The organism is Serratia sp. N21D137 (assembly GCF_047530005.1).
In the GTDB taxonomy this organism is placed as follows: Bacteria; Pseudomonadota; Gammaproteobacteria; order Enterobacterales; family Enterobacteriaceae; genus Chania; species Chania fonticola_B.
This window is the reverse complement of the sequence record NZ_JBLJAJ010000030.1, coordinates 1-13,377: the sequence shown is the minus strand read 5'-3', so window position 1 is coordinate 13,377 and position 13,377 is coordinate 1. Positions and strand designations below refer to the sequence as shown.

At 55.4% G+C, this 13,377-nt stretch carries 11 protein-coding genes; 5 read left to right on the top strand and 6 right to left on the bottom strand.

The genetic code is table 11. The features are described from left to right. Positions 1-67 precede the first annotated feature (67 nt). Entirely contained in the window at positions 68-967 is a 900-nt protein-coding gene (gene metF, locus ACMV5H_RS20150; RefSeq protein WP_021807217.1) for a methylenetetrahydrofolate reductase, read from the top strand. A gap of 36 nt (positions 968-1,003) precedes the next feature. On the opposite strand, the gene rihC is transcribed toward metF, so the two are convergent. From rihC to argE, 4 genes are all read right to left on the bottom strand, one after another. Continuing rightward, positions 1,004-1,939, bottom strand: coding sequence for a ribonucleoside hydrolase RihC (rihC, locus tag ACMV5H_RS20145; RefSeq protein ID WP_059199391.1), 936 nt, complete (start codon positions 1,937-1,939; stop codon positions 1,004-1,006). 64 nt (positions 1,940-2,003) lie between these two features. Continuing rightward, on the bottom strand, positions 2,004-3,374 hold the full coding sequence (gene dcuC / locus ACMV5H_RS20140; RefSeq protein WP_414822344.1) for a C4-dicarboxylate transporter DcuC: 1,371 nt from the start codon (positions 3,372-3,374) through the stop codon (positions 2,004-2,006). 331 nt (positions 3,375-3,705) lie between these two features. Continuing rightward, positions 3,706-6,342, bottom strand: coding sequence for a phosphoenolpyruvate carboxylase (ppc, locus tag ACMV5H_RS20135; protein ID WP_021807214.1), 2,637 nt, complete (start codon positions 6,340-6,342; stop codon positions 3,706-3,708). 315 nt (positions 6,343-6,657) lie between these two features. Beyond that, complete coding sequence (gene argE, locus ACMV5H_RS20130) at positions 6,658-7,803, bottom strand: acetylornithine deacetylase (RefSeq protein WP_037376432.1); 1,146 nt, start codon at positions 7,801-7,803, stop codon at positions 6,658-6,660. Positions 7,804-8,021: 218 nt separating this feature from the next. Here argE and argC point away from each other — a divergent pair, with 218 nt between their 5' ends. The 4 genes from argC to argH all read left to right on the top strand — a co-directional run bounded on the left by argC (position 8,022) and on the right by argH (position 12,512). Continuing rightward, a complete protein-coding gene (gene argC / locus ACMV5H_RS20125) occupies positions 8,022-9,026 on the top strand; it encodes an N-acetyl-gamma-glutamyl-phosphate reductase (protein ID WP_166735121.1) in 1,005 nt (334 codons plus the stop codon). 20 nt (positions 9,027-9,046) lie between these two features. After that, positions 9,047-9,820, top strand: coding sequence for an acetylglutamate kinase (argB, locus tag ACMV5H_RS20120; protein ID WP_021181908.1), 774 nt, complete (start codon positions 9,047-9,049; stop codon positions 9,818-9,820). Positions 9,821-9,846: 26 nt separating this feature from the next. Then, a complete protein-coding gene (locus ACMV5H_RS20115) occupies positions 9,847-11,064 on the top strand; it encodes an argininosuccinate synthase (RefSeq protein WP_021181909.1) in 1,218 nt (405 codons plus the stop codon). A 74-nt stretch (positions 11,065-11,138) separates the two neighbouring features. Beyond that, entirely contained in the window at positions 11,139-12,512 is a 1,374-nt protein-coding gene (gene argH / locus ACMV5H_RS20110; RefSeq protein ID WP_021807213.1) for an argininosuccinate lyase, read from the top strand. 29 nt (positions 12,513-12,541) lie between these two features. On the opposite strand, the gene ACMV5H_RS20105 is transcribed toward argH, so the two are convergent. Then, entirely contained in the window at positions 12,542-12,868 is a 327-nt protein-coding gene (locus ACMV5H_RS20105) for a type II toxin-antitoxin system HicB family antitoxin (protein ID WP_021807212.1), read from the bottom strand. Continuing rightward, a complete protein-coding gene (locus ACMV5H_RS20100; protein WP_115159614.1) occupies positions 12,855-13,115 on the bottom strand; it encodes a toxin HicA in 261 nt (86 codons plus the stop codon). Before ACMV5H_RS20100 ends, ACMV5H_RS20105 begins: the two co-directional genes overlap by 14 nt. Positions 13,116-13,377: the final 262 nt, after the last annotated feature.

Genomic DNA, 13,377 nt, shown 5'->3' with positions numbered 1-13,377 from the left:
GACGTCTAAACGTATAGACGCTTATTATAACGAAGCAAAACAGTGATCGATAAGAGGCGGACAGGGTATGAGTTTTTATCACGCAAACCAGCGGGAAGCGCTGAATCAGAGTCTGGCAGAGTTAAACGGCCAGATTAACGTGTCGTTCGAGTTCTTCCCGCCGCGCACCAGCGAGATGGAAGATACCTTGTGGCAGTCGATCGATCGCCTGAGCAGCCTCAAACCCAAGTTTGTTTCTGTGACCTACGGTGCCAACTCGGGTGAGCGTGACCGTACCCACAGCATCATCAAGGGGATCAAAGAGCGCACTGGTCTGGAAGCAGCGCCTCACCTGACCTGTATTGATGCCAGCCCGGCGCAGCTGCGTGAGATCGCTACTGATTACTGGAACAGCGGTATCCGCCATATCGTTGCGCTGCGTGGCGATTTACCACCAGGCGGTGGCAAGCCGGAGATGTATGCGACCGATCTGGTCACGCTGCTCAAAGACGTCGGCGACTTTGATATTTCTGTCGCGGCCTACCCGGAAGTGCATCCGGAAGCGAAAAGCGCCCAGTCAGACCTGATCAACCTGAAACGTAAAATCGATGCCGGTGCCAACCGTGCCATCACCCAGTTCTTCTTCGACGTTGAAAGTTATCTGCGTTTTCGTGACCGCTGTGTGACTGCTGGCATCGACGTAGAAATCGTGCCTGGCATTCTGCCAGTGTCCAACTTCAAGCAGCTACAGCGCTTTGCCACCATGACCAACGTGCGGGTGCCAAGCTGGATGACCAGCATGTTTGCCGGGCTGGATGACGATGCGGAAACCCGCAAGATGGTCGGCGCCAATATCGCCATGGATATGGTGAAGATCCTGAGCCGCGAAGGAGTCAAAGATTTCCACTTCTATACGCTCAACCGTGCGGAAATGAGTTACGCCATCTGCCATACCCTGGGCGTGCGCCCCGCTGCAGTGGTGGGCTGATAGATAGCGGTTGCCGTTGCGGCAACCGCGACATCATCAAGGGACGGCCGGGTGCGTGAGCATCTCCACAAACCACTGCCGGAATCCTTCGACATCGATTTCTAGACAGACTTCGGCATTGGCTGGCAGTTTCAAACGGTTGGCCAGATCGACGCAGGTCGTTCCTCTGGTCAGCTCACCTTGCGTTTCTACCGCCACATGGCAGGCCTGAGTGGTAAATAGCTCGGGTTTTGCCAGATAGGCCAGAGCGCATAGGTCATGCATTTTCAGCCCACGGCTCATACTCCCACCCCGATAGTGTTGGAACAGGCTATGCAGCATGGCCCCGGTGCGGTTCAGCGTCGGTAAGCTGGCTATCATCTCGGCGGTGAGCGTAGCCCGGTTGGTGACGTCCAGACCGCACATGACAATCGGGATACCGCTGGCAAACACCATGCTGGCGGCCTCGGGATCCACGTAGATATTGAACTCCGCGTTTGGCGTATGGTTGCCACGGCTGGCGGAGCCTCCCATCATGACGATCCGCGCGATGGATGGTTTACATTCCGGGTAGAGCGTGAGCAACAGGGCAATGTTGGTTAACGGGCCAATCGGCACCAAGACTATCGGTTCCTTGCTGGCCAGTAGCAGGTCACGCATCACTTCAACGGCATGACCGTCAACGATCTGCCGTGTCGGCTTTTCAAACTCGTATCCATCCAGGCCGGAGTTGCCGTGAATATGGCTGGCATCCTCCAGTTTACGTACCAGCGGAGCCGCTGCCCCGCGAGCTACGGGCGTTGATGCGCCCAGGAAATGCAGCAGGCGCAGCGCATTGTTGGTGGTTTTATCCACGCTAACGTTGCCAGCTACCGTACTTACCAGGCGCAGGTCGATTTTGGGATGAAACAGCGCGGCAACCAGCGCGACGGCGTCATCAATACCGGGATCGGTATCCAGGATTATGGCAATAGGTGCAGAGCTAGAGGACATAATATCTCCCATACAGAGTTAGTGCTGATGGTCAAAATAGCTGATAGTACTCATTTGCATCTCCTCAGAACGAATAGCGGATCAGCGTGAAAATCAGGGTGGCGATAAACCCGATCAGCAACGGCACCGAGGTTCTTTTGACCACCTCAATCGGGCTGACTTTGACTACTGATGCCACGATGATCACCACCGCAGAGACTGGCGACATCGCACGGATAAGGTTTGAGGTCAGCTGCATCGGCAGGGCAATCATCACCGGATCGACGTGAGCCTGAGTGGCTATCGAAGGAATGAGCTCGATAAAGGAGTAGAACACCGCATTACCGCTACCGCTGATCAGCGTGATCAGCGCGGTCAGGCCAGAGAAGATAAACATCAGGCCGATCCCGGCGTTGTTGACCTCTTTAACCAGCGAGGCCACGGTGCCGATGGCCCCGATGACGGTCAACCCGGCCACCAGGGTGCTGGCAGCCACGATCAACACCACCACCTGCGAGAAGCCTTGCCCCATGCCGGTAAAGAACAGCGACGAGTTTTTCATTTGCTCGCGCAGGTCGCCCTTGCGGATCAGTTCCACAATAAAGGCCAGGGCAAACGAGAACAGGGTAATTTCCACCAGGCCGATTTTTATCTGGCGGAAGAACAGGCCAAATACCACGATCAGGAATAACGGGATCAGCGGGAATATGGCGTAGTAAGCCGGAGGGAGCAGGCTGTTGGTGGCCAATTTACTCTCATCGACGTCGGTAAACGCGGCGGCACCCTGGCGCTTATCCATGTACTTTTGCCAGAAATAGTGCGCGATGCCGATAATGACCAGTACCGGCAGTGAGATAACGGCATGGTGCATAGTGACGTAGTCCACCACGTGTTCGAAACCCAGGATTTTGGCTGCGACCACATTATCGCCACCCAGCGGTGTGGGTACGATGGTGGCAGTGGTGGCAATGACCCCGGCGGCGCTGAGTGAGGACATGTTTGCCACGCGCAGAATGGGGTAAAGCGTAGCCATTAAAATCACGGCGAGTGAGGCGGCGCTGGGAATAATCAATGACAGCAGTGACCCTATCCAGAATACGATCGGTACCAGAATATAGGGGGAGCGGATCTTCGCGATGGGTTTTGACATGATTTTAACCGCGACATCGTTTGCGCCAATGTGCGACATATAAGCGGAAAAGCCGAACAGCACCATGATGATGATGCCTGCCCGGCTAAACTGCTTGATGAAATCCAGCTCGATTTGTTTTAACGGATCCAACCAGACGGTGCCCGTCCCCGTTCCGGCGCTCAAAATCGGCAAGCCCAAGGTGGCTGCCGCCAACATGAGTACGATCCCTGAGCTAAACAACACCAGCTTGGTGTCGTAATTCTTGGCAATGGCGTAACCGACCACGACGAGTACTGCCAAGCTGATTATTAGTGCTACATCCATTTACTTTCCCTGTCATTATCAATCTTCATGATAAATATCTTTCTGTGGGGATATTTTCAAGAAGGTAAGGTCTTTGGCTATTACCAGTAACGAATAGTACCGGTAATTTTGATGTTAACTGCATTATTGGACCAGAAGTTCAGCATAATCAATGCAAAAGGTGTGGTCAAACTGAGCATGGACTCAGAATGAGTGTCAGCAATGATAGTCTTGATAACCCGTAGCGAGTGACCGCTGGGGCAAAATATGCAGATTGGGAACGGGGGATCGCCGGGGGAAAATAAGCACCGACGCCGATCGCATCGGTGCTTGCTGCAAAGATGAAGCAATATTAGCCGGTGTTGCGCATCCCGGCCGCCACGCCAGCAATAGTGACCATCAGCGCCTGCTCAACGCGGGCATCCGGATGCTCCTGCTGGCGCGAACGGTGCAGCAGCTCGGCCTGCAACACGTTCAGCGGGTCGGTGTAGACGTTGCGCAACGCGATAGATTCAGCGATCCACGGCAGGTCTTCCATCAGATGGTCGTCGTTGGCAATGGTCAGCACCGTCTTGATATCGCTGGCCAATTGATCACGCAACTGTTGGCCGAGCGGCCACAGGGACTTGTCTACCAGACGCTGATCGTAGTATTCGGCCAGCCACAGGTCGGCTTTGGCGTATACCATCTCCAGCATTGCGATACGGGTAGAGAAGAACGGCCAGTTGTGGCACATGGCTTCCAACTGGTCCTGCTTGCCAGCCTTCACCGCTTCCTGCAGGCCAGCACCGGCACCCAGCCAGGCTGGCAGCATCAGGCGGTTCTGCGTCCAGGCGAAGATCCACGGAATGGCACGCAGGCTTTCAACACCGCCGTTCGGGCGGCGTTTGGCCGGGCGTGAACCCAATGGCAGTTTCCCCAGTTCCTGCTCTGGCGTAGCGGCGCGGAAGTAAGGCACAAACTCAGGGTTTTCACGCACGTAACCGCGATACATGTTGCACGAGGTTTCGGACAGTTCATCCATCAGCGTGCGCCATTCTGGCTTAGGCTCCGGCGGTGGCAACAGGTTGGCTTCCAACACCGCACCGGCGTACAGCGCCAGACTGCTGATGGTGACTTCTGGCAGACCGAATTTAAAGCGGATCATCTCGCCCTGTTCGGTCACGCGCAGGCCACCTTTCAGGCTGCCTGGTGGTTGGGACAGCAGAGCGGCGTGCGCAGGTGCGCCACCACGGCCAATGGAACCACCACGGCCATGGAACAGCGTCAGTGCTACTCCGGCCTTCTCACAGGTTTTGATCAGTGCGTCCTGTGCACGGTATTGCGCCCAGGAGGCCGCCATCACGCCAGCATCTTTTGCCGAGTCGGAATAGCCGATCATGACCATCTGTTTGCCCTGAATAAAACCGCGATACCAGTCGATGTTCAGCAACTGGGTCATCACGTCTTCGGCGTTGTTCAGATCGTCGAGGGTTTCGAAAAGCGGGGCCACCGGTAGCGCGAATGGGCAACCAGTCTCCTTTAACAACAGGTGCACAGCCAAGACGTCGGACGGGGTACGTGCCATGGAAATGACGTAGGCGGCGATCGAACCTTGTGGCGCTTCGGCGACTACCTTGCAGGTTTCCAGCACTTCCTGAGTGTCTGCACTCGGCTCCCACTTCAGTGGTACCAGCGGACGCTTGGAGTTCAGCTCACGGATCAGGAATGCCTGTTTGTCAGCTTCTGACCAGCTCTCATAATCCCCCAGGCCCAGATAGCGGGTCAGTTCGGCAATGGCTTCGGTATGGCGGGTGCTTTCCTGGCGCACGTCGATACGCACCAGCGGCACGCCAAAGCAGCGCACGCGGCGCAGCGTGTCCAGCAGTTGGCCGTTGGCGATAATGCTCATGCCACAGGCCACCAAAGATTGGTAGCAGGCATACAGCGGTTCCCACAGCTGTTCGTTATGTTCCAGCAGATCGTGCGGACGCAGCACGCGTTCACCCTTCAGGCGGCCTTCAAGGTAGGCCTGGGAGCTCATCAACTGGCTGCGCAGTTGCTTCATCAATTCGCGATAAGGTTCTTGTACTTCGTCACCACCGGCCAATGCCCGCAGTTCCGGGGTACATTCGGTCATCGACAGTTCGGAAACCAGCACCTGAATATCACGGGTGAACAGATCGCAGGCCTTCCAGCGGCTCAGCAACAGCACGTGACGGGTGATTTCGGCGGTCACGTTCGGGTTGCCGTCGCGGTCGCCACCCATCCAGGAGGTGAAGCGGATAGGCACGGCTTCTACCGGCAGGCGGTAATCGATAGAGTTTTCCAGCTGTTCGTTGAACTCGCGCAGGAAAGCCGGTACGCCTTCCCACAGGCTGTTTTCCACCACGGCAAAGCCCCATTTGGCTTCATCAACCGGGGATGGGCGATTCTTGCGGATCTCGTCGGTATGCCAGGATTGCGCGACCAACTGGCGCAGACGGCGCATGATTTTATTGCGCTCGTAGTCGGCCAGATCGTTATGGTCCAGCTGGCTCAGGCAGGTGTTCACCTCAACCAGCTTGTGGATCAGGGTGCGGCGGGTGATTTCCGTTGGGTGAGCGGTCAGGACCAGCTCGATGGAAAGATCGTCCACCGCTTTTTGCAGCTGTTTGTTATCCAGCTTGTTGTCTTTCAGCTTGGTAAACAACTGCGCCAAGGCTTCCGGGTTGCTGGCCGCTTCGCCGTGCGGCGAGATGCTGTGGTATTGCTCGGCAACGTTGGTCAGGTTGAGGAATTGGCTGAAGGCGCGGGCAACGGGCAGCAGCTCATCGTTAGACAGGTTCTGCAGCGTAGAGAGCAGCTCCTGACGATGCGCCTCGTTACCGGCACGTGAAGATTTGGAAAGCTTACGGATAGTTTCAACGCGATCGAGAATATGCTCGCCCAGCGCTTCTTTAATGGTATCGCCTAGCAGTTTGCCGAGCATACTGACATTACTTCGCATTGCCGAATATTGTTCGTTCATATAATCCCTGACCCAGTTCTTTGCATACTTATCATCCTCCGATTGCAGCGTTTTTCACCACTACCTGAACACGATGAGTACGTGATTTTTCATCTTGTAAGTAAATTTCACGTGCCGTCGCAGCCTGCCGGTTTTAGCCGATCACGTGCCTGTCCAATCATCAATTGACACTATTTTTAGCAAAAAAACATCAAATTCGGCGTATTTTCTGAAATTTAATTACGCGCTGTCGGTTATCAGTCTGGCTTATCGGCGTAAATTGCTACCTCTTAAGAGGTAGGGGATGGTAACCCATTCCCCTGTTGTTATTAAGGTTTATTGCCGGCAGAAATGGTCGACCAACTGACCCAGCAGCTTACGCGTTGGCTCAATAAACGCGGTATCCAGATATTCATCCGGCTGATGCGCCTGGTTGATCGAACCTGGGCCGAGCACCAGCGTTGGGCATACTTCCTGGACGAACGGTGCTTCGGTGCAGTAATTGACCACTTCGGTGCGTGAACCCAGCAGTTTTTCAATCACCGCCACCATGTGATGGTCGGTTGGGCATTCGTAGCCTGGGATCGGCGGATGCAACTCATCGATCGTCAAGCGGCCAGGCCAACGTTGGCTTACCGGCGCCAGCGCTTCGTGCAGGAGTTCGTTGATGTTATCCAACGTCATCCCCGGCAATGGGCGAATATCCATATGCAGTTCACAGCAGGCACAGATACGGTTGGCCGCATCGCCGCCGCTGATATGGCCAAAGTTCATGGTTGGGTAAGGCACAGCAAACGCCGGGTTGTTGTAGCGCTCCTGTAGCGTTTTGCGCAATGCCATCAGATGCCCAATGGACTCATGCATCAGATCGATGGCATTGACGCCGCGCGCCGGATCGCTCGAATGGCCCGACTGGCCAACGATGCGGATCGCACTTGAGATATGGCCTTTGTGCGCGCGCACCGGTTGCAGCGAGGTTGGCTCGCCGATGATGGCAAAGTCCGGGCGGATTTTGCTGGAGGCAGCAAAGTAACGTGCACCAGCCATCGTCGTTTCTTCATCAGCGGTGGCTAAAATGTACAGCGGCTTGGTCAGCTTGCTGGCATCGATATCGCGTACCGCATCGAGGATAAAGGCGAAAAAACCCTTCATGTCGGCGGTACCCAGCCCGTACAGCTTGTTGTCGTGCTCGGTCAGGGTAAAGGGATCTCGCGTCCAACGGCCCTGATCGTAAGGCACCGTGTCGGTATGGCCCGCCAGCAGCAGGCCGCCGCTACCTTCGCCGAGGCTGGCTAGCAGGTTGAATTTGTTGCGGGTGTCCGGCACGGGCTGCACGTCGACGCGGAAGCCCAAATCGTTGAACCAGCCAGCAAGCAAGTTGATTAATGCTTCATTACTCTGATCGAGGGCGCCATCGGTGGCGCTGATCGACGGAGTGGCGATCAACGCCCGGTACAGCTCAATAAATGGAGGTAATTTCATCTTCACTGTTGACAGCCTTTGGTTAGGATAGTATCAATATTCATGCATTAATTTTGAATAAAAATACAGTAAGCTAGAGCGTAAGGGAACCTGTAACCCGGATGTTGATAAAAACATCACGCTCAACCACGTGGGTGAACCGCGCAACAACGCGACCAAGCCCTGCTACCAGGGTCGCCGTGACTCTTAGATTGCTAGCCAAGAAGGTGAAAGGCCACATGTTGAATACGCTGATTGTTGGTGCCAGCGGTTATGCCGGAGCAGAGCTCACGGCTTACCTGAATCGCCACCCACACATGAACATAACCGCTTTAGCGGTTTCAGCGCAAAGTGCAGATGCAGGAAAATTGCTTTCCGAGCTGCACCCTCAATTAAAAGGCATCGTCGATCTGCCATTACAACCGCTGGTTGACGTTGCCGCAGCGGCCAAAGGCATCGATGTTGTTTTCCTCGCGACCGCCCATGAGGTGAGCCACGACATCGCGCCAGCATTCTTGGCCGCCGGTTGTGTGGTGTTTGATCTCTCCGGCGCCTTCCGCGTACAGGATGCTTATTTTTATCAGCAGTATTATGGTTTTACACACCAGCATGCCGAGTGGCTGGCGCAGGCGGTTTACGGCCTGGCAGAGTGGCAGAGCGAAAAACTCAAGCAGGCGCAGCTGATTGCCGTGCCGGGCTGCTACCCAACGGCAGCGCAGCTGGCGCTCAAACCGCTGCTCGACAAGCAATTGCTGAACCTGGCTCAATGGCCAGTGATCAACGCCGTCAGTGGCGTGAGCGGTGCAGGGCGTAAAGCCAGCGTCACGACCAGTTTCTGTGAAGTCAGCCTGCAACCTTACGGCCTGTTCAATCACCGTCATCAGCCAGAAATCTCTGCTCATCTCGGGGTGCCTGTCATCTTTACGCCACATCTGGGTAACTTCCCACGGGGTATTCTGGAAACCATCACCTGCCGCCTGAACAAGGGCGTCACCGCGCAGGACGTGGCGGCGGCTTACCATGCGGCTTACGATGATAAACCGCTGGTACGGCTGTACGACCAAGGGGTGCCAGCACTGAAATCCGTGGTGGGCCTGCCGTTCTGTGATATCGGTTTTGCCGTGCAGGGCGAGCATCTGATCGTCGTAGCTGCAGAAGATAACCTGTTGAAAGGTGCGGCGGCCCAGGCGGTGCAGTGTCTGAATATCCGTTTCGGCTTCCCGGAAACCCAATCCTTACTTTAAATCAGCGTGAGTAAACAGCAATGAATCCATTGATTATCAAACTAGGTGGCGTGCTACTGGACAGTGAAGAAGCGCTGGAGCGTTTGTTTACCGCGCTGGATGTCTATCGCCAGGAACATCAGCGCCCGCTGGTGATCGTTCACGGCGGCGGCTGCGTGGTAGATGAGCTGATGAAACAGCTCTCCCTGCCGGTAGTGAAGAAGAACGGCCTGCGTGTCACTCCAGCCGATCAGATCGATATCATCACCGGCGCGCTGGCAGGAACGGCCAATAAAACCCTGCTGGCCTGGGCGGTGAAGCACAAAATTAATGCCGTTGGTCTGAGCCTGGCAGACGGTGGCAGCGTTGCGGTTACGCAGCTGGATCCAGCGTTGGGCCACGTAGGCCATGCAGTTCCAGGAACACCTGCGCTGCTCAATACCTTGTTAGGCGCTGGCTACCTGCCGGTGGTCAGCTCCATCGGTATCACTGCCGAGGGCCAACTGATGAACGTGAACGCCGATCAGGCAGCGACGGCCCTGGCCGCCACGCTGGGGGCGGATTTAATCCTGCTGTCGGATGTCAGCGGTATTCTCGACGGCAAAGGGCAGCGCATCGCGGAAATGACAGCACAAAAAGCCGAGCAACTGATTGCTCAAGGCATCATTACCGATGGTATGGTGGTGAAGGTCAATGCAGCGCTGGATGCTGCACGTACCCTTGGCCGCCCGGTAGATATCGCCAGCTGGCGTAATGCCGAAAAGCTCCCTGCTCTGTTTAATGGTGTGTCGATTGGCACCCGGATCCTCGCTTAAATTTAGAATTAAAAAGGAATAACACAATGCAAAACAAAGGCATCAAGAAAATCGTTCTGGCGTACTCCGGCGGTCTGGATACTTCGGCCATCATTCCATGGCTGAAAGAGAACTACGGCGGCTGTGAAGTGGTAGCCTTCGTGGCGGACATCGGCCAGGAGCGCGGCGATCTGGAAGGCGTTGAGCAGAAAGCTCTGCAATCCGGTGCCTCTGAGTGTCATGTTGTCGATCTGCGTGAAGAGTTTATCCGTGACTACGTTTATCCGGTGCTGCAGACCGGCGCACTGTACGAAGGCAGCTACCTGCTGGGGACTTCAATGGCGCGTCCGATCATTGCCAAGGCTCAGGTTGAGCTGGCGCTGAAAGTGGGCGCTGATGCGCTGTGTCACGGGGCTACCGGTAAAGGCAACGATCAGGTGCGTTTCGAAACCACCTATACCGCATTGGCTCCACACCTGAAGGTCGTCGCACCTTGGCGTGAGTGGAACCTGCGTTCCCGTGAGGCACTGCTGGATTACCTGAAAGAGCGTAATATCCCAACCACCGCTTCGCTGGAGAAGATCTACAGCCGTGACGAAAACGCCTGGCACATCTCTACCGAAGGCGGCGTGCTGGAAAGCCCGTGGAATGCGCCAAACAAAGATTGCTGGGTCTGGACTGTCGATCCGTTGGAAGCACCGGACAAGCCAGAACAAGTGACCGTGACCGTTGAGAAAGGCTGTGTAGTGGCCGTTAACGGTGAAGCCATGAGCCCGTACAAGTGTCTGGAAGCCCTGAACGTGCTGGGTGCCAAACATGGCGTGGGCCGTATCGATATCGTGGAAAACCGCCTGGTAGGCATCAAATCCCGTGGTTGCTATGAAACCCCAGGAGGCACCATTATGGTTGCCGCGCTGCGCGGGATCGAGCAGTTGGTACTGGATCGTGATAGCTTTAAATGGCGTGAGCAGTTGGGCCTGGAAATGTCCTATGTGGTCTACGATGGCCGCTGGTTTGCTCCGCTACGTCGTTCCATTCAGGCTTCAGCACAAGCGCTGGCGGAAGAAGTTAACGGCGAAGTGGTATTGCAGCTGTATAAAGGCCAGGTGACGGCGATCCAGAAGAAATCAGCCAACAGCCTGTACTCAGAAGAATTTGCGACCTTTGGCGAAGACGAAGTTTACGATCACAGCCATGCGGGTGGCTTTATCCGTCTGTTCTCGCTCTCTTCCCGTATTCGCGCGTTGAACGAGAAGAAAAAGTAACGTTGTTGGTTTAGCGTCAATTAGAGGGGCGCAGCATGCTGCGCCCTTTCGCATACTTATTCAGGAGCAAGATTATGGCACTTTGGGGCGGACGGTTTAGTCAGGCAGCGGATCAGCGGTTCAAACAGTTAAATGATTCCCTGCGCTTTGACTATCGCCTGGCGGAACAGGATATTGTGGGCTCCGTCGCCTGGTCAAAAGCGCTGGTGACCGTCAACGTACTGACGTCAGCAGAGCAACAGCAGCTTGAGCAGGCACTGAACGTGCTGCTGGAAGAAGTGCAGGCCGATCCTCTGGCGATCGTTAACAGCGACGCAGAAGATATTCACAGCTGGGTCGAGCAGAAGCTGATCGAGAAAGTCGGCGATCTGGGCAAAAAGCTGCATACCGGCCGCAGCCGTAACGATCAGGTGGCCACCGATCTGAAACTGTGGTGCAAACATCAGGTTAGTGAACTGCTTCAGGCATTGATACAGCTGCAACAGGCGCTGGTGGAAACCGCCGAAGCCAATCAGGATGCGGTGATGCCGGGTTATACCCACCTGCAGCGCGCCCAGCCGGTGACTTTTGCCCACTGGTGCCTCGCTTACGTCGAGATGCTGGCGCGTGATGAAAGCCGCCTGCAGGATACGTTGAAACGCCTGGACGTCAGCCCGCTGGGTAGCGGTGCCTTGGCCGGAACCGCTTATCCTATCGACCGTGAACAACTGGCTGGCTGGTTGGGCTTTGCCTCTGCTACGCGCAACAGTCTGGACAGCGTCTCCGATCGTGACCACGTGCTGGAACTGCTGTCCAATGCGGCCATCAGCATGGTGCACCTGTCGCGCTTTGCAGAAGATCTGATCTTCTTCAACAGCGGCGAAGCGGCGTTTGTCGAGCTTTCGGATCGCGTGACCTCTGGCTCATCCCTGATGCCGCAGAAGAAAAACCCGGATGCGCTAGAGCTGATCCGTGGCAAGTCTGGCCGCGTGCAAGGGGCTTTGACCGGCATGATGATGACGTTGAAAGGCCTGCCGTTGGCCTACAACAAAGACATGCAGGAGGACAAAGAAGGGCTGTTCGACGCGCTCGACACCTGGATGGATTGCCTGCAAATGGCGGCGTTGGTGCTGGACGGCATTCAGGTGAAGCGCCCGCGTTGCCAGGAAGCGGCACAGCAAGGTTATGCTAACGCCACTGAGCTGGCCGACTATCTGGTTGCCAAAGGCGTGCCGTTCCGCGAAGCGCACCACATTGTGGGTGAAGCGGTAGTGGAAGCGATCCGCCAGGGCAAACCGTTGGAAGACCTGCCGTTGAGCGATTTGCAGAAATTCAACAGCGTGATTGGTGACGATGTTTATCCGATCCTGTCGCTGCAATCTTGCCTGGATAAGCGTGCGGCCAAGGGCGGCGTTTCTCCTCAGCAGGTTGCCTATGCAATCGCCGAGGCGAAAAAACGCCTGTTCTAAGCTACGCCGAGGGCAGCGCAATGCTGCCCTTATCCTGCCAACCGGGCGCACAAATAGCGGTTCAGGCTAACGCCTTCATCCATAGCATTAATCGCCAGGCGGCGATGCTGTTCCGGGGTCATCCGCAGCACCAGTTTCCCACTGAAATTTTTCTCTGCCAGTGCCTCTGGCGGCGTTTCACCTTGGGAAAGCATATCGGCAATCACATCGCGGACCAGCTTTTCAATGCCGTCCAGCGCTGCGGTGCGGGTAGGTGCCAGCCATGACAGAGAAGGAAACTCCGTACAGAGGCCGACATACTCGCTATCCTCCGTTGACCAGGTGATGCGGTAAGTGTAGTGCTCATGTTTTTCCATTTTCTTCCTCCAGTTTGATCAGCGCGCTGATCGCCTGTTTGACCTGATATACCTTTGCCATGCCGCTATCTGCACGTTGGATATTCACGCGTGGATCCCCCGGCCAAGGCATTTTGTAAACCTTGTGACTGCCACCGTTCAAGCGGGGTGGGCCAAACCAGTAGGTGCAGATCTTTACTAATGTGTTGAATTTGATATTGGCTTGCCGCTGTTGCAGATCGTCAATGGTTTCTCTGAGTCCTTTCATTTAGCTGTCCCATATTAGTATCAATATTGGTATCATTTCAAGGTGAGGGAGCATAAAAATGACGCTAAAACCAAAACTCGGCAAGCAAGGAGATTCAAGGTTGGAATGCCATACGCAAAAAAACCGGGCGCGAAGGTGAACTGAACCCCAAATGTTGGACAAACATCTGACATTTGGAGGTACAGTTCTGATGAAGTATTCACTTCAGTTCAAACTTGACGTTGTCCGGTACTATCTTGCCGGACTCGGCGGTCAAAAACAG